Origin of the sequence: Agrobacterium sp. GD03872 (genome assembly GCF_029840625.1) — a bacterium.
GTDB lineage: Bacteria > Pseudomonadota > Alphaproteobacteria > Rhizobiales > Rhizobiaceae > Agrobacterium > Agrobacterium fabrum_A.
This window is the reverse complement of record NZ_JAOCCY010000006.1, coordinates 183996-204754: the sequence shown is the minus strand read 5'-3', so window position 1 is coordinate 204754 and position 20759 is coordinate 183996. Positions and strand designations below refer to the sequence as shown.

At 61.0% G+C, this 20759-nt stretch carries 18 protein-coding genes; 4 read left to right on the top strand and 14 right to left on the bottom strand.

Translation table 11 applies throughout. From position 1 onward, the window contains the following. Positions 1-4: 4 nt before the first annotated feature. Positions 5-1882, bottom strand: coding sequence for a flavohemoglobin expression-modulating QEGLA motif protein (locus N5D22_RS16585; RefSeq protein ID WP_279656788.1), 1878 nt, complete (start codon positions 1880-1882; stop codon positions 5-7). Continuing rightward, complete coding sequence (locus N5D22_RS16580) at positions 1879-2709, bottom strand: N-formylglutamate amidohydrolase (protein ID WP_279656789.1); 831 nt, start codon at positions 2707-2709, stop codon at positions 1879-1881. The genes N5D22_RS16585 and N5D22_RS16580 overlap by 4 nt, the downstream gene beginning before the upstream one ends. A 186-nt stretch (positions 2710-2895) precedes the next feature. Between N5D22_RS16580 and N5D22_RS16575 the strand changes: the two genes are divergently transcribed. Continuing rightward, entirely contained in the window at positions 2896-3396 is a 501-nt protein-coding gene (locus N5D22_RS16575; protein ID WP_279656790.1) for a ferritin-like domain-containing protein, read from the top strand. A 76-nt stretch (positions 3397-3472) separates the two neighbouring features. On the opposite strand, the gene N5D22_RS16570 is transcribed toward N5D22_RS16575, so the two are convergent. The 11 genes from N5D22_RS16570 to N5D22_RS16520 all read right to left on the bottom strand — a co-directional run bounded on the left by N5D22_RS16570 (position 3473) and on the right by N5D22_RS16520 (position 16363). Further along, positions 3473-5809: a glucose/quinate/shikimate family membrane-bound PQQ-dependent dehydrogenase gene (locus N5D22_RS16570; RefSeq protein WP_279656791.1), complete on the bottom strand. Its 2337-nt coding sequence runs from the start codon at positions 5807-5809 to the stop codon at positions 3473-3475. A gap of 98 nt (positions 5810-5907) precedes the next feature. After that, positions 5908-6249, bottom strand: coding sequence for a hypothetical protein (locus N5D22_RS16565; RefSeq protein WP_279656792.1), 342 nt, complete (start codon positions 6247-6249; stop codon positions 5908-5910). Positions 6250-6427: 178 nt separating this feature from the next. After that, on the bottom strand, positions 6428-7213 hold the full coding sequence (locus N5D22_RS16560; RefSeq protein WP_279656793.1) for a 3-hydroxybutyrate dehydrogenase: 786 nt from the start codon (positions 7211-7213) through the stop codon (positions 6428-6430). A 4-nt stretch (positions 7214-7217) separates the two neighbouring features. Further along, positions 7218-9173, bottom strand: a complete 1956-nt coding sequence (locus N5D22_RS16555; protein WP_279656794.1) for an acetoacetate--CoA ligase — start codon at positions 9171-9173, stop codon at positions 7218-7220. Next, a complete protein-coding gene (mmsB, locus tag N5D22_RS16550) occupies positions 9170-10054 on the bottom strand; it encodes a 3-hydroxyisobutyrate dehydrogenase (protein WP_279656795.1) in 885 nt (294 codons plus the stop codon). The genes N5D22_RS16555 and mmsB overlap by 4 nt, the downstream gene beginning before the upstream one ends. A 13-nt stretch (positions 10055-10067) precedes the next feature. Then, on the bottom strand, positions 10068-11663 hold the full coding sequence (locus N5D22_RS16545) for a GMC family oxidoreductase (RefSeq protein WP_031233946.1): 1596 nt from the start codon (positions 11661-11663) through the stop codon (positions 10068-10070). 74 nt (positions 11664-11737) lie between these two features. Next, positions 11738-12745 (bottom strand): branched-chain amino acid ABC transporter permease, encoded by a 1008-nt coding sequence (locus N5D22_RS16540; RefSeq protein ID WP_080839024.1) that lies wholly within the window; start codon positions 12743-12745, stop codon positions 11738-11740. Between the two features lies 1 nt (position 12746). Further along, complete coding sequence (locus N5D22_RS16535; RefSeq protein WP_269347335.1) at positions 12747-13634, bottom strand: branched-chain amino acid ABC transporter permease; 888 nt, start codon at positions 13632-13634, stop codon at positions 12747-12749. A gap of 2 nt (positions 13635-13636) precedes the next feature. Continuing rightward, the gene (locus tag N5D22_RS16530) at positions 13637-14338 is read right to left on the bottom strand and encodes an ABC transporter ATP-binding protein (protein ID WP_279656796.1); all 702 of its coding nucleotides are present in this window, start codon (positions 14336-14338) and stop codon (positions 13637-13639) included. Position 14339: 1 nt separating this feature from the next. Continuing rightward, positions 14340-15125: an ABC transporter ATP-binding protein gene (locus tag N5D22_RS16525; protein WP_279656797.1), complete on the bottom strand. Its 786-nt coding sequence runs from the start codon at positions 15123-15125 to the stop codon at positions 14340-14342. Positions 15126-15154: 29 nt separating this feature from the next. Next, positions 15155-16363: an ABC transporter substrate-binding protein gene (locus tag N5D22_RS16520; protein WP_279656798.1), complete on the bottom strand. Its 1209-nt coding sequence runs from the start codon at positions 16361-16363 to the stop codon at positions 15155-15157. Between the two features lie 231 nt (positions 16364-16594). Here N5D22_RS16520 and N5D22_RS16515 point away from each other — a divergent pair, with 231 nt between their 5' ends. Continuing rightward, positions 16595-17512, top strand: coding sequence for a LysR family transcriptional regulator (locus N5D22_RS16515; RefSeq protein WP_279656799.1), 918 nt, complete (start codon positions 16595-16597; stop codon positions 17510-17512). 135 nt (positions 17513-17647) lie between these two features. Further along, complete coding sequence (locus N5D22_RS16510; RefSeq protein ID WP_003522491.1) at positions 17648-18670, top strand: LLM class flavin-dependent oxidoreductase; 1023 nt, start codon at positions 17648-17650, stop codon at positions 18668-18670. Between the two features lie 47 nt (positions 18671-18717). Here N5D22_RS16510 and N5D22_RS16505 read toward each other — a convergent pair whose 3' ends face one another. Continuing rightward, positions 18718-19836, bottom strand: a complete 1119-nt coding sequence (locus N5D22_RS16505) for a mandelate racemase/muconate lactonizing enzyme family protein (RefSeq protein ID WP_279656800.1) — start codon at positions 19834-19836, stop codon at positions 18718-18720. Between the two features lie 230 nt (positions 19837-20066). Between N5D22_RS16505 and N5D22_RS16500 the strand changes: the two genes are divergently transcribed. Beyond that, entirely contained in the window at positions 20067-20741 is a 675-nt protein-coding gene (locus N5D22_RS16500; protein ID WP_279656801.1) for a GntR family transcriptional regulator, read from the top strand. Positions 20742-20759 lie beyond the last annotated feature (18 nt).

The window sequence follows — 20759 nt, the reverse complement described above, 5'->3', positions numbered from 1 at the left end:
CCTCCTATAATGTCGCCAGTTCGGCAATGGATAATCCCGCCCGTATTTTTTCCAGCCGCTCATTGGCCTTGGCCGGCAGCAGGAATGCGGGCCGGACACCGGGCGGGCGAAGCAGGCCGCGCAGGGCAAGCTCCTGCATGACAGGAAAATGCGCGGCGGCGATCTTGCCCATCCAGAACGGATCGAGCGCCCCGCCCCTGCGCAGATGGTCCAGCACCTCCGCCAGCCCACGCAGATAGATCGCATCCTTGGAAAGACCGCCGCCACGATAGATGCGCAGCACCATGTTGAAGGCGGCTGCCTCGTCGAAACCGTGCCTGCGGGTCATGATGCGGAAAGTCTCAACGAAAGTCGCACCATCAAGCATGGCGGCGCAGCCGACGACGCGGCCGGCGATCAGCCGCAGGCGCTCGCGCGTCATGCCGCCGGCCAGATGTTCCGCCAGCACCGCCAGCCCCTCCTGCACGCCCTCGTAACCGGAAAGGCCGGTGCGGAAGAGCCGCAGCCCCTGAAACGAACCGTTGAAATAGGTAAGAAGATGTACGCCGATCTCATGCGACAGCAGCGCCTCGACACGGCGCTGTTCCATGACCGTGTGGCGGGAGATCAAAAGCTTCTCGCCCGTCACCATCAGCCCGGGCGGCAGATCGTCGCGGATTTCGACACGCGCCTTGAACTCCGGCTCCTCAGCCAGATAGGTCTCGACCATTTCGCGCGACTTCCTGGCGACCGCGTAACAATCCACCATGGCGATGTCGCCGCTCTCCTCCCGGCGCGGGCAATCCTCAAGCACACGGAGCGCCAGCGTCAGAAGAGCGGGTTCGACGGCACCATAAAGCGCACGTGAAAAATCGGTGAAGGTGCGATGGTGCAGGCTTGCCAGCATCGTCAGCTGCAGATCGATCTCCCGCTGTTTCTCCCGGTAGAGATGATAGAGCACGGGGTCTTCCAGATGATCGAAAACGACGGAATAGAGCTTGCGCTTCTGCTCCTCCACATCCACTCCCAGCGGCCGGTACAGCAGGCGCGGCGCGAACTGGAAGCCGCCATCGCGAAACTCCTCGAAGGCACGCCGGGCATTGATGGGCGTGACGGAGAGCAGAAAATCGAAGGAGGAGACGATGTCGTCGATCGACCGGTCGGCGCGTTTGACCGCATCGACAAAGGCCTTGCGGCCGAGCGCCCTGTGGCTGGAGACCTTCAGCGCATCCATGCCGGAAGAAAAGGACGAAAAGGCCTGCAGGCCTGCATCGAAGAGATCGGCGATCATCGTCTCGCGCAGGCCGGGATAATCCGCACCCGATTCCGGCTGGCGATAGATCGGCGCGAAGCGCACGCTGATGCAGGGAAAATCCAGCCCGGCATTCTGAAACCGGAAGATCGGGTCGGCCTCCGGTTCCGGCCGGGTGATGCGCGGCGTGCGAAAACGCACCTCGGCATCGCAGACCGCCTTGATGAAGACACGGCGTGCTTTCTGCGTCTCCGGTTCTGACGTCGCCGAAACCGAAACCTCGTAATGCGGCAGGAAAGGGGAATCGTCGGCGAGCAGGATGTCGTGTTCAAGCTCGCCAATATCTAGAACGACAAAGGCCCCGAAACGCTGCCGCATGGCCGTGCCGACCGCCTCGATGAACGGCGCGGCATCCTGAATGGTCGACGCGATGAGATAGGAGGCATGGGCGGCGGCGATATCGCGGGCGGCGAGATCTTTCGTGCCGCCCGTCAGGTGCAGGCAGAGGAACGGCAGCGGCCGGTCGATATGCAGCCGCCCGTCCTTTCCGACGTCGCGGCGGACGGCCTTGCCGGCCTCCAGGCAGGACACGACGTCATCGACCAGACCGGCAATGGGAGAAGGCGCACTACGGGCGGAAGAAACGGTCATCGCCGCGACCTCAGGCACTCTTCGATAACCGGCTGAGCTGCGGCCATCATCTCCCTGATATCCGCAATCGCCCGCATATCCGGCTCTCCCGTCCATTCATCCATGAAGAATTTCTTGAATTCGACCGCGATAGCGCAGCCGTTTTCGGCAAAACGCTCGTGAATAAAACGGGTCTGCTCACCCTTGCCCTGAAAGGCCACATTCTCGCGCACGTCGAGACGGCGTCCGCCGATGGTCGCGGAGGCGAAATGATGGCCGACCGCGCTCACCACATCGCTCCAGCGGCTGCGATCCATGGAAAACGTACCGATATTGATATCGGGCGCTTCCGCCTGCGCCGTCGGCGGTTCGGCGGCGCCCTGGCGGCGATGATTGTAGCTGTGCACATCCAGCACCACAAAGGCGCCGTGCCGCCGCTCCGCGGTTGAAAGCACGGTCTCAAGCATCGCGTAATAATCGGCATGAAAATCGAGCGATTGGCGGATAGACGCCCCTTCCGGCTCCCGTTTCCAGACATCGAGCCCCCAGGACTGCTCGGGTTTCAGATAAATCGCCTGATCGGCGGCGCGGTTCAGATCGATTTCGAAACGCGAATGATGGACGACGATGCGGTTCGTCAGTCCGGCGATCATCTCGCCGGTGAAGGGGTCCTCCTCCCTCAGCCGCTGCTCAGAAGAAAGAGCCATCAGGCCGGCTATATCCGGGCGGATGAGATGGCCGTCATGAATGGCCGTGCCGATGACCGGAGAATTGCCGAAGTCGATCGACCAGAAGCTTCTGTTGTCTCCGTCACCGTGATTTTCGCCGCCATTCAGTCCGCCTGTCATGCCGCCTCCCCTGCACCGGATGTAAAACCGCGGGACGTGCCTATTTGTTCCCTGTCCGCGCGCCGGCAGCGATGGCCGCAATATAAATATTGCGCGCAATCGAGCCGGAACCATGGGAGCGGCGGAGGGTTTTTCCCCCGTGCGCATGCGCGCACGTCGGACATTTCACATCATGGGAGAAGGACAATGGCTGAGAAGAAACTCGACGACCTGTTTTACGACACGTTGAAGGATATCTACTACGCCGAACGGCAGATCCTCAAAGCCCTGCCTAAAATGGCGCGGGCGGCAACCGATCCGAAGCTGAAACAGGCCTTCGAAAAGCACAAGGAAGAAACGCAGGGCCACATCGAACGCCTTCAGGAAGTGTTCGAGATGATCGGCAAGCGGGCGCATGGCAAGACCTGCGAGGCGATCCAGGGCATTATCGCGGAAGGTGGGGAAATCATCGACGATTTCAAGGGCACGGCCGCCCTCGACGCCGGCCTCATCTCGTCGGCCCAGGCGGTCGAGCACTATGAGATCGCCCGTTACGGCACCCTGAAGGCATGGGCGGAAAAGCTCGGACACGGCAATGTCGTTTCCCTGCTGGACGCCACGCTTAAGGAAGAAAGCAGGACCGACGACGCGCTCACCTCGCTCGCCAAGACGTCGATCAATGCCGCTGCCCAGAAAAAGGCGGCATGATCCCGCTTCAGCCCCACAAGCAAAAACCGGAATGGTCACCCATTCCGGTTTTTTATTTGCAGAAGGCCGATACGGTCTACGGCAGCGTATAAGCGATCACATAATCGCCCGGCTTGGTTCCGACCGAACCGTGACCGCCCGCAACCATCACCACATATTGCTTGCCGTTATCGAGCGAATAGGTCATGGGCGTCGCCTGGCCGCCGGCCGGAAGACGCGCTTCCCAGAGCTGTCTACCCGTGGTGAGGTCATAAGCGCGCAGGTAATTGTCGACCGCCGCACCGAGGAAGGCGACGCCGCCCTTGGTGATCATCGGCCCGCCAATACCCGGCACGCCCAGCTTGAAGGGCAGCGGCAGCGGCGTCATGTCATGGACCGTGCCGTTCTTGTGCTTGTAGGCGATGTCGCCGGTGCGCAGGTCCGCACCCGCCACATAACCCCATGGCGGCGCCTGGCAGGGAATCTTCAGCGGACCGAGGAACGGACCCATGAACACACCGTAGGGTGCGCCGTCATTGCGGTTGAGGCCCTGTTCGCTGCCTTTCTCGTCCTGGCCCTTCGGCGGAATCTGATCGCGCGGAACGAGCTTCGAGGTGAAGGCGAGATAGGTCGGCATGCCGAACATCACCTGACGTTCAGGATCGACCGCAACGCTGCCCCAGTTGAACGTACCGAAATTGCCGGGATAGATGATGGAACCGGTCAGCGAGGGCGGCGTATAGCGGCCTTCGTAGTTCAGCTGGTGGAAACGGATGCGGCAGGCGAGCTGATCGAACATGGAGACGCCCCACATGTCCTTTTCCTGCAGCGGCTCCGGCTTGAACGACAGCGCCGTGGTCGGCTGTGTCGGCGAGGTAAAGTCCTCGGGGATCGCACCGCCCGGAGCCGGTTCTTCCGTGATCGGCAGCAGCGGCTCGCCGGTGCGCCGGTCCAGCACGTAGATATCGCCCTGCTTGGTGGGACCGACGAGGGCCGGAACGCTCTGCCCATCCTTGGTAATGTCGAGCAGCACCGGCTGGGCCGGAACGTCCATGTCCCAGAGATCGTGATGAACCGTCTGCCGCACCCAGCGGTCCTTGCCCGTATTGATATCGAGCGCCACGATGGAGGAGGAATATTTCTCCACATTCTCGCTGCGGCCCATGCCGAGCTGATCCGGCACCTGATTGCCGAGCGGGACGTAAACGAGGCCGAGGCCTTCGTCATAGCTCAGCACCGACCAGCTGTTCGGTGAGTTGGTCGTATAGGTCTCGCCTGCGGCGATCGGCTCGGTCCTTTGCGGATTGCCCGAATCCCAGTTCCAGATCAAGGCGCCGCTGTTCACATCGAAAGCGCGGATGACGCCGGATTGTTCCTGCGTCGAATAATTGTCGTTCACTGCGCCGCCAATGATGATCTTGCCCGCCGCGATGACCGGCGGCGAGGTCGAATAATAATAACCGGCAGGATTGTATTTCATGCCCTGCTCAAGATGCAGCACACCCTGATCGGCAAAGGAGGTGCAGACCTGACCGGTGGCCGCATCGAGTGCAATCAGCCTTGCATCCGAAGTCGGCAGATAGACGCGCTCGGCGCAGGCCGTACCCTGTGCGGCATTCGGTTCGGCGTAATAGGAGACGCCGCGGCAGGTCTGGTGCTGGCGGTCCGGATTGAGACCGACATTGGGGTCGTATTTCCATTTTTCCTTGCCGCTGGCGGCATCGATGGCAATCGCCCAATTATGCGGCGTGCAGATATAAAGCGTATTGCCGACCTTGAGCGGCGTGACCTGATAGGTGGTTTCGCCCACATCGTCAGGCAGTTTCACGTCGCCGGTCTGATAACGCCAGGCTTCTTTCAGCTGCGAGACATTGTCGACATTGACCTGGGTCAGCGGCGAATAACGCTGGCCATAGGGCGTGCGGCCATATTGATGCCACTCGCCATCCGGCACGTTGCCGCCATAGACCGGTGCGGCAGACGCCGTCTCCACAGGCAGGGAGCCTGCCTGATCGTGCGGGTCCTGCGTCATGGAATATCCGGCGACCACGATGGAGGCGAGAACGCACAGCGCCAGCGGCCAGGCATTCGGGCCGTAGCTCATTCCGGTCGGGCTTGCAAAACCGAGCGGTTTTCTGACCCATGGCACCAGAAGCCAGAGGCCGATGAGAATGATGACGCCGCCGCGCGGGCCGAGCTGCCACCAGTCGAAGCCGACCTCCCAGATTGCCCAGGCAAGCGTCGCGACAATGAAAAGAGCATAGACGTGAAGGGCTGCGCGATTGCGCCTGAACAGCAGAATGGCCGTCAACAGGAAGGCCAATCCGGAAAGCACGTAATAAAAGCTCCCGCCCAGCATGACGAGCTGAGAGCCGAAACCGAACAGCGCAAGGCCGATCAGCGTGAGAATAACCGCAGTGACGGTGACTGCCATGAATGAAACCCCCGATTCCTGTCACTTTGTGTGAAATGAAATCGGGCGCGATCTGGTTCCATACAAATTATCATCATAAGAATTTCACGCCATGGTGGTTATGGATTTTGTGGCGCCCCGGTGGAATCCTGCGGCGTGGGATTGCTCTCGGTCGATGACGGCGGTGCGGTGCGACCATTGGCGGGGTTGTTATCGAAGCTCTCAGATGCCGATGGCTGCTGCGGCGCCGGCGCAGTCTCGGTCTGCGGGTTCTGCGACAGGTTCTCGTCCGGCTCGAAAACGGAATATTCGACGACGCCCCAAACCACCAATGCAAGAACCAGGCTGACGATCAGGATCACAAGGACCGGATGTCCGCGAGACCCTTGCCGCACGCGCGTGGCTGTTTCACTTTTCGCAGCATACCGACCGTCGAGATAGCTGGTATTTTCTCTGGCCATGTCTTTCACTCCCTGTAACCCTCTGAGATTTAATCCCCGGGGTCAGGGTTTTGTTCCAGATAGCGAAAGACGAGCTTAACCGCACCGGGCCGGCAAACGGGATGGGTCGGAACCGTCACGATCCGCCGCATCGAGCGCGCTGCGGGCGTTTGTTTGCTTGCCGGCGGCGACGCGAAATTTATTTCGCGGTCCAGCCGCCATCGATGGAAATGGTGGTGCCGGTGATGGAGCGCGCCATGTCTCCCGCAAGATAAACCGCCATCTCCGCCACTTCTTCCGGCTGCACGAACCGCCTCGTCGGCTGCGGCGCAAGCATCACCTTCTTCACCACATCCCCCTCGCTCATGCCGTGCACCCGCGCCTGATCGGCGACCTGGGCGGCGACAAGCGGGGTCCAGACATAACCGGGGCAGATGGCGTTGCAGGTGATGCCGAGTTCCGCCACTTCCAGCGCCACACTTTTCGTCAGGCCCACCACGGCGTGTTTGGTCGCCACATAGGGCCCTTTGAAAGGCGAGGCGCGCAAACCATGGGCGGAGGCGATGTTGACGATACGGCCCCAGCCCCTTTCCTTCATGCCCGGCAAGGCCGCATGGATGGTGTGAAAGGCGCTGTCCAGCGAGATCGCGACGATACGGGAGAAATCGGCGAAATCGAATTCGTCGATCGGCGCGACTTTCTGGATGCCGGCATTGTTGACGAGGACATCGATATGACCGAATTCGGCGATAACGGTTTCCGGCAGATGCGCACTTTCATCATAATTGGCAAGGTTGGCGGCAAAATAGACCGGCCTGTGCCGCGCCACCTTCGCGACCGCCTCCAGCGCCTGCGTCGCCTCTTCCGTCGTCTCTATGCCATGCACCGCGACCAGATACCCCGCCTCGGCGAAACGTTTGGCGATGGCAAGCCCGATGCCGCTGGTGGAACCCGTGACAAGCACGGTTTTCGGTTGATCCTCCATCGGCCTAGTCCTTCAGCTGCGGCAGGTTGCGGAAAAGTTCGAGCGCTTCGGGATTGGCGAGCGCATCGGCATTTTTTACCGGCCGGCCATGGATGGTGTCGCGCACCGCGATTTCGGAAATCTTGCCCGAACGCGTGCGGGGAATGGCGCTGACGGCAATGATCCTTGCCGGCACATGCCGCGGCGTCGCACCCGAACGGATGCGGCTGCGGATGGTCTTTTCCAGCTCTTCCGTCAAAACCGCGCCGCCCTTCATGCGCAGGAAGAGGATGACCCGCTGGTCGCCGTCGATATCCTGCCCCACGGCAATCGCCTCTTCGACCTCAGGCACGGTTTCCACCTGCCGGTAGATTTCCGCAGTCCCGATGCGAACCCCGCCGGGATTGAGCGTCGTGTCCGAGCGTCCATGAATGACATAGCCACCGGAGGGGCGCATTTCGGCAAAATCGCCATGCGCCCATATTCCGGGGAACCGGTCGAAATAGGCGGCCCGATAGCGCGAGCCATCCTCATCGCCCCAGAATTTCACCGGCATGGACAGATGCGCATTGCGGCAGACGAGTTCGCCGGCAATACCGCGAACGGAACGGCCCTCATCATCCAGCGTATCGATATCCATGCCGAGCATCGCACCCTGCAATTCACCGCGATGCACGGGCTGCAAAGGGTTGCCACCGAGGAAACAGGCGCAAATGTCAGTGCCGCCGGAAATGGAGGCGAGGTGCACATCGGCCTTCCAGTCGCGATAGATATAATCGAAGGATTGCGGGATGAGCGGCGATCCGGTGGAGAGAATTGTCCTGAGCGATGAAAGATCGTGGCTTTCATGCGGCTTCAGCCCGGCCTTCAGGCAGGCGTCGATGAACTTCGCCGACGTGCCGAAAGTGGCGATCCGCTCGGCGTCGATGAGATCGATCAGCCGCGCCGATGTTGGATAACCGGGATTGCCGTCATAGGTGACGAGCGTAGCGCCGAGCGCCAGACCGGAGACCTGCCAGTTCCACATCATCCAGCCGCAGGTGGTGAAATAGAAAAAGCGCTCCCCTTCCTGAATATCGCATTGCAGTTTCAGCTCTTTCATGTGCTGAAGGAGCAAACCGCCGCCGGAATGGGTGATGCATTTCGGCTTGCCGGTGGTGCCCGAGGAGTAAAGGATCGCCAGTGGCGCCTTGACGGGCAGACGGTTGAAGGCAATCTCACCCGCCGCATAAGGCGCGACGAAATCCGTAAGCGTCACGCAGCCGAGATCGGCAAGACTTTCGGGAACGGCGTCGCCGATCAGCACGATCTTCTCAGGCGCCGCACTTTCCGCCACCGCACGAATGGTCGGGCCGACATCGATGCGTTTGCCGGCATAACCATATTCCGGCACGGCGATGAGGATTTTCGGGCCGATCTGCGACAGGCGGTCGGAGGCTCCCGCCGGCCCGAAATCCGGCGAGCAGGAGGACCAGATCGCCCCGATGGCGCTTGACGCCAGATAGCTGACAATCGCCTCGATATCATGGGTGACGATGGCCCCGACGCGGTCGCCTTGCCTCACACCGGCATCGGCAAGCGCCTGCACCGTGCGGGACACTTCGGCGTATAGCTCTCTGCGGGTAATCTCGCGCCTTGTGCCATCGTCTCGATGGGCGATGATGGCCAGCCGCCCGTCGGCATCGCGCAGCAGGTTTTCGGCATAATTGAGCCTTGCGCCCGGATAGAACTCGGCGTCCCTTATCGTCGCACCCGGTTTGAACGCCACGTCGCCGCGCGTGCCGATAATGCCGAGTTCGTCCCACAGCGCATCGTAAAAGGCGTCCGGCGCGTCGATGGACCAGCGCAGCAGGCCGGCATAGTCATCGGCGGCCTGCCCGTGCAGCTTTGCCGTTTTCGTCGCGAAGGTGAAAAGCGCCGAGCGCTCCCGCCTCTTCTCCGGCGGCACCCATAAGATGTCGGATGGCGCGGCGTCCGTCATGCCTCGCTCCCGCGCAGCATTTCGACGATGGCGGAGAAATCGCGCCCGCCGCTTCCTTCGCCGACGAAGTTCTCGTAAAGCGCCGCCGCGGCCGCACCGAGCGGGGTGGAGGCCCCGGCTCCATTCGCCGCCGCCTGCGAAAGCTTCAGATCCTTGAGCATCAATGCCGCCGCAAATCCGGGCTGGTAATCCCTGTTGGCGGGCGATGTCGGCACCGGTCCCGGCACCGGGCAATAGGTGGTGAGCGACCAGCATTGCCCGGAAGAGGTGGAGGCGACATCGAACAGCGCCTGATGCGAAAGCCCGAGTTTTTCGCCCAGCACGAAGGCTTCGGAAACCGCAATCATGGAAATGCCAAGGATCATGTTGTTGCAGATCTTGGCCGCCTGGCCGTTGCCGCCCTTGCCGCAATGCACGATCCTCTTGCCCATCGCCTCCAGCACCGGCTTTGCCGCAGAGAAAGCCGCAGCCTCTCCGCCGCACATGAAGGTCAGGGTGCCCGCCGCGGCCCCGCCCGTTCCGCCCGATACGGGCGCATCGACCGAGGGGCAACCGGCGGAAGCAGCCAGCTCATGCGCCTTAAGCGCGCTTTCCATATCCACCGTCGAGCAATCGATAAGCAGCGTGCCGGCAGAAATCTTTTTAACCAGATCGCCATAGACGGAAACCACATGTTCGCCCTTCGGCAGCATGGTGATGATGACGTCAGCCGCTTCGATGGCCTCGGCAGAATCCGCAGCAACGGGAACGCCCGCCTCTCTCGCCGCCGCGCGGCAGGCTTCGGAAAGATCGTGACCCCTGACGGCATATCCGGCCTTGACGAGATTGGCGGCCATGGGCAGGCCCATATGTCCCAGCCCGATAAAAGCGACGGTCTTCATCGGAGCGCTCCTTTCAGCGATTATCCGCAAGGATCATGTCGGCGGCCTTTTCGGCAATCATGATCGTCGGGGAATTGGTATTTCCGGATGTGATGCGCGGCATCACCGATGCATCGGCGACGCGCAGCCCCGCGAGCCGGCGGAATTTCAGCCGCGCATCGACAACGCTTTCCATATCCGACCCCATGCGCAGCGTGCCGACGGGGTGGAAGATGGTGGTGCCGATATCGCCGGCCGCCTTGGCGAGATCATTGTCGTTTTCGAAGGAGGGACCCGGCTTGTATTCCTGCGGCTTGAAGCGCGCGAAGGCCGGCTGGGCGACGATGCGGCGCGTCAGCCGCATGGCGTCAATGGCCACCTGGCGGTCACCTTCAGTGGAAAGATAGTTCGGGCGGATTTCCGGCTGCATGGCGAAATCCGGTCCTTTCACATGCACTGAGCCCCGACTTTCCGGCCGCAGATTGCAGACACTTGCGGTAATGGCGGGAAAAGTGTGAACCGGATCGCCGAACTTGTCGAGCGAAACCGGCTGGACATGATATTCCAGATCGGCGGTTTCCTTTTCCGGTGAAGAACGGGTGAAGACACCGAGTTGGCTCGGCGCCATCGACATCGGCCCGGAGCGCGTCAGCGCATATTCGAGGCCGATCCTCGCCTTGCCGAACAGGGTGGAGGCCCTTTCATTCAGCGTCAGGACGCCGGAGACCTTGTAGACCATGCGCAGTTGCAGATGGTCCTGCAGGTTCTCGCCCACACCCTGAACCTCCGCTACCGTGTCGATACCGGCCGCCTGCAACACATCGCCACGGCCAACGCCGGAAAGCTCCAGAATATGCGGCGAGCCGATGGCACCGGCAGACAGCACCGTCTCGCGCCGTGCCCGCATCGTTTTCAAGACGCCATCATGGTGAAACTCGACGCCGGTAACACGGCCTTCTTCGATGATCAGACGCTTGACATGGGCCTTGGTCAGAACCGTCAGGTTCTTGCGGCCAAGCGCCGGCTTCAGAAAGGCTTTCGCCGTGTTCCAGCGCCAGCCGGCCCGCTGGTTGACGTCGAAATAACCGGCGCCTTCATTGTCGCCCCGGTTGAAATCATCGGTCGCCGGAATGCCCGCCTCGCCCGCCGCCTTCTGGAAAGCATCCAGCACATCCCAGCGCACGCGCGCCTTTTCCACGCGCCATTCGCCGCCGGCAGAGTGCAGGTCGCTTTTTCCCCGATAAAAGTCTTCCGACTTCAGAAAATAGGGCAGGATATCGTTCCACCCCCATCCCTCGCAGCCGAGCTGCCGCCACATATCGTAATCGCGCGCCTGGCCGCGCATATAGATCATGCCATTGATGGAGGAGCAGCCGCCAAGCACCTTGCCGCGCGGATAGATGAGCGAGCGGCCGTTAAGCCCCGGCTCTTCCGCCGTCTTGAAACACCAATCGGTGCGCGGATTGTTGATGCAATAGAGATAACCGACCGGAATGTGGATCCAATGGTAATTGTCGTTGCCGCCCGCTTCGAGAAGCAGCACGCGGTTGTTCGGATCTTTCGAAAGGCGGTTGGCGAGAACGCATCCGGCACTCCCCGCTCCGATGACGATATAGTCATATTCGCCCATGCTCTTCTCCATACGCCACCCTTGCCGCGTCGTCCCGGACGCGGGGGAGGCCTTGTCTGTGTTTTCAAAAATCTCTAGCCGCGGTGCTGGAAGCCGAGTTTTCTCCCGAGCCGCGATGCGTAAAATTCGCCGATCAGACCGCGTCGGAACACCAGAACGCAGGCCATGAAAACAAGGCCGGTGATGATGGTGACCGGGAAATCCGATGTCGCGAGATAGTTCTGCAGGGTGACGACGAGACCAGCACCGAAGATAGGGCCGATCATGGTGCCGATGCCGCCGAGCAGCGTCATCAGGATCACTTCGCCGGACATCTGCCAGGTCACGTCGGTCAACGTCGCGAACTGGAAGACCAGCGCCTTCAGGCCGCCCGCAAGCCCCGCCAGCGTCGCCGACATGACGAAAGCGCCGAGCTTGTAGCGCTGCACGCTGTAGCCCAGCGAAATGGCGCGCTGCTCGTTTTCACGGATCGATTTCAGGATCATGCCGAAGGGCGAATTGACGAAACGCCAGATGACGAGAAGCGCGAGCACAAAGGCGGCCAGCACCGTGTAATAGATGTTGAGTGGCGCATTGAGGTCGAGAAGGCCGAAGAGATGGCCGCGCGGCACGCCCTGCAAACCATCCTCACCATGGGTAAACGGCGCCTGAAGGCAGAAGAAATAAAACATCTGCGACAGCGCCAGCGTGATCATGGCGAAATAGATACCCTGGCGGCGAATGGCGAAAAAGCCGATGACGAGACCGAGCAGCGCCGCACCCGCCATGCCGATGACAAGGCCGATTTCCGGCGTCACGCCCCATTCCTTCACCGAATAGGCGGTGAAATAGGCGGCACCGCCGAAAAACGCCGCATGGCCGAAGGACAGCAGCCCGGTGTACCCAATCAGCAGATTGAAGGCGCAGGCAAACAGCGCGAAACAAAGCAGCTTCATCAGAAAGATCGGGTAAACGAACATCGGCGCGGCGATGAGCACGGCAAGCCCTGCGAGAATAAGCACGGTCTTGATGGTGCCGGCAGTCGTCGAAACCTCCGTCTGCGGCATTGCTCCGGCGGTGGGGCTATGGGTGGCTTTGGACATATCAGGCGTCCTTTCCGAAAAGTCCGGCGGGGCGGATGAGCAGCACAAAGGCCATGATGACGAAGATGACGATGTTGGAGGCTTCCGGGTAGAACACCTTGGTCAAGCCTTCGGCGACGCCCAGCATGTAACCGGTGACGATGGCGCCCATGATCGACCCCATGCCGCCGACCACGACCACGGCAAACACGACGATGATGAGATTGGTGCCCATCAGCGGCGAGACCTGATAGATAGGCGCTGCAAGAACTCCGGTGAAACCGGCAAGGCCGGCGCCCAGCGCGTAGGTCAGCGTCAGGAGAACAGGCACATTGATGCCGAAAGCCTGCACCAGCGTCGGGTTTTCCGTCGCAGCGCGCAGATAGGAGCCAAGCCGCGTCTTTTCGATCAAGGCCCAGGTGGCGATGCAGACGATGAGCGAAATGACGACGACGAAAGCGCGGTAATTCGGCAGGAACATGAAACCGAGATTGGTGCCGCCGGCAAGCTCGCGCGGTACCGAATAGGGCTGGCCCGCCGCGCCATAAAGCCAGCGGAACGTGCCTTCCACCACCAGCGCCAGACCAAATGTGAACAGCAGCCCGTAAAGCGGATCGAGATCGTAAAGCCGCGACAGCAGGAAGCGTTCGATGATCGCACCGAACAGCGCCACGACGAGCGGCGTGACGATGAGCGCCACCCAGAAATTGATGCCGAAATATTGCAGGCCGAGGAAGGCCACGAATGCACCGAGCATATATTGCGCGCCATGGGCAAAATTAATGACGCGCAGCAGACCGAAAATGACGGCAAGGCCGAGCGACAGCAGCGCATAAAACGACCCGTTGATGAGGCCCACCAGCAATTGTCCGAGGAGCGCCTGAATTGGAACGCCGAAGATCATCGTCATCGTTAAACCCCCAGCACCTTGTTGAGCTCGCCCATGCGGGCGGAAAGCTCGCCGACCGGAAAATCGCCGACCATCTGGCCGTGATCCATCAGGTAGAAGCGGTCGGCGATACGGCTGGCGAAACGGAAATTCTGCTCGACCAGAACCACGGTCATGCCGCGGCTCTTCAGTGTCTTCAGCACCTCGCCGATGCGCTGGACGATAACAGGGGCAAGTCCCTCGGTCGGTTCATCAAGCAGCAGCACCTTCACCCCGGTGCACAGGATGCGCGCCATGGCCAGCATCTGCTGCTCTCCACCGGAGAGTTTCGTGCCGGGGCTCGCCCGACGTTCATAAAGATTGGGAAACAGCTCGTATATCTCATCGAGCGTCATGCCGCCGGACGCGACGACGGGCGGCAGCTTCAGATTTTCCTCGACGCTCAGCGTCGCGAAGATGCCGCGCTCTTCCGGCACGAAACCGATGCCGTATTTCGCAGTTCGATGCAGCGGCACCGGCATCATATCCTTGCCGCCGAGCTTGATGGAACCCTTGCGGTTGCGGATGATGCCCATGATGGTGCGCAGCGTCGTGGTCTTGCCCACACCGTTGCGGCCGAGAATGGTTATGGTTTCACCTTCGCCAACGGTCAGATCGACGCCATGCAGCGCCTGGCTTTCACCGTACCAGGATTGCAGGTTGGAGACTTCGAGCATTGCCGCCATCTCAAGCCTCCTCCGTGCCCATATAGGCCGTGCGCACGCGCGGATCGGCGGAAACAGCGGTATAATCGCCCTCCGCCAGAATTTCACCGCGTTGCAGGACCGTAACGTGGTGGCAGATATCCGCCACGACTTTCAGATTATGTTCGACCATCAGCACCGCGCGGGTTTTGGCCACCTCGCGGATGAGCTCGGCCACATGCGAGACATCTTCCCCGCCCATGCCGGCCATCGGTTCGTCCAGCAGCAGCACCTTCGGATCGAGCGCCAGCGTGGTGGCGATTTCGAGAACCCGCTTGCGGCCGTAAGAAAGATCGGCCGCAAGCGCATGTTTTTCCCTTGTCAGGCCGACCGTTGCGATCAGCTCCTCGGCGCGGGCGTTCAGCCTGTCGAGCGAGGAGAGCGGCAACCAGAACTGCGTTGCGAGGCCATTCGGCCGCTGCAACGCAATCCGCACATTTTCCAGAACCGTCAGATGCGGAAACACTGCCGATATCTGGAAGGACCTGACGAGGCCGAGACGCGCCACCTTGTCCGGCGGCGTCCTTGTTATATCCGTTCCCATGAAGGTGATCGCCCCGCCCGTCGGCTGGAGAAACTTGGTCAACAGGTTGAAGACCGTTGTCTTGCCGGCGCCGTTCGGACCGATCAGCGCATGCACGCGGGCATGATGCACGTCGAGATCGACGTTTTTCACGGCCGCGAATGCGCCGAAGGTTTTTGTAAGACCACGCGCCGAAAGAACGACGCGAGGTTCGGCCTGCCCGGCGGGGGCGGGAGCGATCGTCATGAAACTTTCCCCTTTATTGCGTCAGTCTTTTATTGCGTCACCAGCGGGCAACCGCTTTTTGCGGGGTCCATGAAGGCTTCCTTGCCGGGGATGGTGGCGAGCACCTTGTAATAATCCCACGGCTGCTTGCTCTCGTCCGGCTTCTTCACTTCCATGAGATACATGTCGTGGATCATGCGGCCATTGGCTGCCACATGGCCGTCCTTCGAGAAGACGTCGTTGACGGGCATTTCCTTCATGGCCTTGGCGACGGCGTCGGCATCGTCGGTGCCGGCCTTTTCGATGGCTTTCAGGTAATGCAGCACGGCGGAATAGGTGCCGGCATGCACCATGTTCGGCATGGCGCCGGTGCGTTCCTTGAACCGCTCGCCGAATTTGCGCGATTCATCGTCACGGTCCCAATAAAAACCTTCCGTCAGCGTCAGGCCCTGGGCCGCTTCGAGACCGAGGCCGTGGACTTCGGCAAGCGTGAAGAGAAGCGCCGCAAGCCGCTGGCCGCCGGCGACGATGCCGAATTCGGCCGCCTGCTTGATGGCGTTGGAAGTGTCGAGACCGGCATTGGCAAGGCCGATGACCTTCGCGCCCGAGGACTGCGCCTGCAGCAGGAAGGAGGAATAATCCGTCGTCGCCAGCGGATGGCGCACGGAGCCCAGCACCTTGCCGCCATTGGCCTTGACGAAATTGGCGGTGTTTTCTTCCAGCGAATAACCGAAGGCGTAGTCGGCGGTCAGGAAGAACCAGCTGTCGCCGCCCTGCTTGACGAGCGCGCCGCCGGTGCCGACCGCCAGCGAATAGGTGTCATAGGCCCAGTGGAAACCATAGGGGCTGCACTGCTTGCCGGTCAGCTCGGTGGTTGCCGCACCCGTATTGACGGTGATCTTCTTCTTGTCCTTGGACAGCGCCTGCACGGCAAGGCCGACCGACGATGAGGTCAGTTCCATGATCGAATCGACCTGTTCGGTATCGTACCATTGGCGGGCGATATTGGAGGCGACATCCGCCTTGTTCTGGTGGTCGGCGGTCACCACTTCCACCGGCGCATCGAGCACCTTGCCGCCGAAATCCTCAACCGCCATCTTGGCGGCCTCATAGGAGTATTTGCCGCCGAAATTGGCGTAGACGCCCGACTGGTCGTTCAAAATGCCGATCTTGACCTTGCCGTCCGAAATCTCGGCGGCATAAGCGGCGGTGCCAGCGGCCAGCGCCATGGCCGTGGATAAAACGATACTCTTGCGCATGACTTCTCCTCCCAGAGATGATTGCGAGCCTCAGATTGTCTGTGCAACGGTGAACGAAACCACGTCGGGGCTTCCATGCCATTGCACCTGAACGGTCACACCGCCCTCCTCAAAGCGATGCATCCTGAGCCTAGACTTCTCGAATTCGGCCGTTGACACAAGAGCGGGTCGTCATCAAATTGCGAACAGGAACTGTTCATTTTTGAACAGAACTCTTGATGGGAGACAGATATGGCCACCCCTTTCACCTGGGACGACCTGCAATATTTCCTGGCCGTGGCCCGCACCGGCCAGCTCTCATCCGCAGCCAGAAGCCTGCGCACCAGCCACGCCACCGTCTCACGCCATATCGACCGGCTGGAATTTTCCCTTAAAACCAAGCTGTTCGAGCGAAATCCGCGCGGTTATGAACTGACGACCGTCGGGCGGCGGCTGGTCGACACCGTCGAGCGCATCGAGGCGGAAGCGGAACGGCTGCAATCGGATATTTCCGAAAGCGGCAGCCTGCTGCGCGGTGTGGTGCGGCTCAGCGCACCGGAAGGTTTTTCCAATTTTTTCCTCGTGGAAAGGCTGAAAGACTTCGCCGCCACCCATCCCCACATCATGTTGGAAATGGTGACGATCCAGCAGATCATGGCGCTTTCCCGAAAGGAGGCGGATGTGGCGGTCACGCTCGATCCGCCGAAGGCCGGTCCCTACATCAACGAACAGATCATCGACTACACGCTGCATATCTATGCCTCGCGTTCCTATCTCGCCGGACGACCGAGAATAATGAAGCGCGAGGATCTGCTCGACCACTTCTTCATCGGTTACGTACAGGACCTGATCTTCTCGCCGGGCCTCGATTACATGCGGGACGTGCTGCCGGGTCTGAGACCGAACTTTCAGTCCTCGAGCATTTTTGCGCAGCTGACCGCAACGCTGAGCGGCCGTGGGCTCTGCATATTGCCGAATTTCATCGCCGCGCGGTTCCCGGACCTGCAGATGGTGCTCGCCGGCGAAGTGGAACTGCGGCGCGGTTACTGGCTGACCAGCCATCAGGACCTTGCCCATGTGCCACGTGTGCGCTCGCTGATGGACTTCATTCTCACCACCGCCCGGGCCCACGAAAAACTCTTCATTCTCGACCGCAGGACGATGGTCTGAACAGCCATCGTTCACATTTCGGCGACACCGTGTCTACGCGCGGCCGGTTGGAGGAAACGCAGCCCTGCCTATATGACTGACAACAACGAAGCCGGCTGACAAAGCCGGCATCCTCCGACATCTGGAAGGTTCATCATGAAAAAGATCGGATTCCTATCCTTCGGCCACTGGACGCCCTCGCCCCAGTCGCAGACCCGTTCGGCGGCCGATACCCTGCTGCAATCGATAGACCTCGCCGTCGCCGCGGAAGAACTTGGAGCCGACGGGGCCTATTTCCGCGTGCACCATTTCGCCCGCCAGCTTGCCTCGCCCTTTCCGCTGCTGGCCGCCGTCGGCGCGCGCACGAAAAAGATCGAGATCGGCACCGGCGTCATCGACATGCGTTACGAAAACCCGTTCTACATGGCGGAGGATGCCGGCTCGGCCGACCTCATCGCCGGCGGACGCCTGCAGCTCGGCATCAGCCGCGGCTCGCCGGAACAGGTGATCGATGGCTGGCGTTATTTCGGTTACCGCCCGGCCGAAGGCCAGAGCGAAGAAGACATGGCGCGGCAGCATACCGAAGTCTTCCTGGAGCTTTTGAAGGGCGAAGGTTTCGCTGAGCCGAACCCGCGCCCGATGTTCCCGAACCCGCCCGGCCTTTTGCGGCTGGAACCGCATTCCGAAGGGCTGCGCGAGCGCATCTGGTGGGGTTCGAGTTCCAATGCAACGGCGGTCTGGGCGGCAAAGCTTGGCATGAACCTGCAAAGCTCCACCCTGAAAACGGATGAAACGGGCGAGCCTTTCCATGTGCAGCAGGCGCAGCAGATCCGCACCTTCCGGGAAGCCTGGAAGGAAGCAGGTCACACCCGCGAACCACGTGTATCGGTCAGCCGCAGCATCTTCGCCCTCGTCAACGACCGCGACCGGTCCTATTTCGGCTACGGCAACGAAGGCGACGACAAGATCGGTTATATCGACGACAAGACGCGCGCGATCTTCGGGCGCAGCTATGCCGCCGAGCCGGAAAAACTGATCGAACAGCTGAAAGCCGACGAAGCCATCGCCGAGGCCGACACGCTGCTCCTGACCGTGCCGAACCAGCTGGGCGTCGATTACAACGCCCATGTGATCGAGACGATCCTGAAGCAGGTGGCGCCGGCTCTCGGCTGGCGCTAACGGCAACGCTTGCAAATGAGGGCGGCGCATTTTATGCGCCGCCTTTTTTATTTCACCGCCTTGCCGTAGCGGGCGAAGCTTTCCGCCAGTGGCGTGGTGCTGGCGCCGGGGCGCTCCGGACGTTTGTAGACACCGTCCCGCACATGGATCGGCTCTTCGAAATGATCTTTGATCCACGGAATATATTCAAGAATGGTCGAAGCCGGGTGCCAGTAGCTCAGATGCACATGCACCTGGCTCATTTCGCCGGCATGCGGCACGACGGGCAGGCGATGGGCGAGCGCCAGATCGGCGACCTGGATATATTCGGTGATGCCGCCAAGCCGGGTCACATCCGGCTGGACATAAGCAACCGCCCCGGCATCGATGAAGGAGCGGAACGCATCCACCGTATAAAGCTGCTCCCCGAGCGCAATGGGGATGGAGGTGTTGCGCGCCAGCCGGGCGTGGCTGGTGACAGCGTCATACCAGAGCGGTTCCTCGAACCAGTAGATATCGATATCCTTCACGCCGGCGCAGAAGCGCTGGCATGTCGGCAAATCCCACTTGCCGTTGCCGTCAATGGCGATGCGGATCGTGGAACCGACGCGCTTGCGGACGGCGGCAAGCCGGGCAATATCGATATTCGGATCGTCATGCCCGACCTTGATCTTGAGCCGGGTGAAACCGTCCTCCTCAACCGCTCTGGCGCTGCCCGCCAGCAGATCCTCCAGCGTGAAGGAAAGCCAGCCGATATCGGTATTATAGGCCTCCACCGCCGTGGTGCGGGCACCGCCGAGATAGCGCCAGAGCGGCACGCCCGCCTTTTTCGCCTTGATATCCCACAGCGCCACATCGATCGCGGCCAGCGCCAGATGGGTGATGCCGGCCCGGCCGACCCATTGCAGCGCCGGATAACGGGCAAGTTTCGTCCAGAGCCGTGAATGTTCGGTGGCATCCTCGCCAATCAGCAAGGGCGCATAACAATCGCTGATGCAGGATGTGATCAGCCTGTCGGACGGCAGATGCGCATGGGTGCCGGTAAAACCATAACCCTCGATCCCCTCGCTCGTGGTGATCTTTGCGCCGACGACGCCCCAATGGGTGATGTTGTGGGTGGAATCGGAAATTGATTCCGAGGTCAGCGGCAGATGCAGGATGAAAGGTTCGACAGCCGTAATTTTCATGATCGGTCATTCCTCGATGCTTGGTTGCTTCCGGGGAGGAATAGACGCCACTCCCCGCGACCATGGTCGCGCAGATGGGCTTTCGGCAGATTGCCAGACCGCCCTCCTCCAGCAGCCGGCTTCCGATGGCGGATAGAGCTAAAGGAAAATCCGCTTTTGTAAAATAAAAAATTTTTTATTTTTAATATTCGGCCATTGCCTGTGCTGCGAAGCTGGGCGATGATGCTGCCATGAACACGCTCGTCAAAGTCACACTCGCGGAACAGGCACATCGGGAACTGCGCGCCCGCATCGTCAGCGGCAGATTGCGCGGCGGCGAACGCCTGCTGCCGAACGAGCTTGCCGCCGATCTCGGCATCAGCCCCACGCCGGTCAAGGAAGCCTGCCTGAAACTCGAGGCGGACGGGCTGGTGGTCAATTCCTCAAGGCGCGGCATGGTGGTGCGCGATTTCACCGTTGAGGACGTGGAAGAACTCTACGCCGCCAGAATGCTGCTCGAAAAAGGTGCGGTGGAAGTGGCCTTCGATGCCGGGCAGCTGGACGGGGCGCTGCATGCGCAACTGCTGGAAAGCCTTTCCAAACATCGTGAATTCGCCAGGGGCCCGACGCTGGATGAACTGTCGAAAGCGCTTTTCTACGATCGCAGCTTCCATACGACGCTGGTTTCGGCCGCGCGCATCCCCGTCATTTCCGGCTCCCACGAGCGCATTCTCGACCAGACCCATACGGTCTTCGTCTCGATCCTCGGCGATTATGCCCGCTCGGTCGAGGAGCATCAGAATATCGCCGATGCCATCGCCGCCGGCAGCAAGGCCCAGATTGTCGACGCCCTTTGGCGGCATCTCGAGCGCAGCCGCCAGAACACGCTGCGCCAGGTCCGGCTGCTCAAGGAAGCACGGGGCTGATTCACTCAGAATATAGGG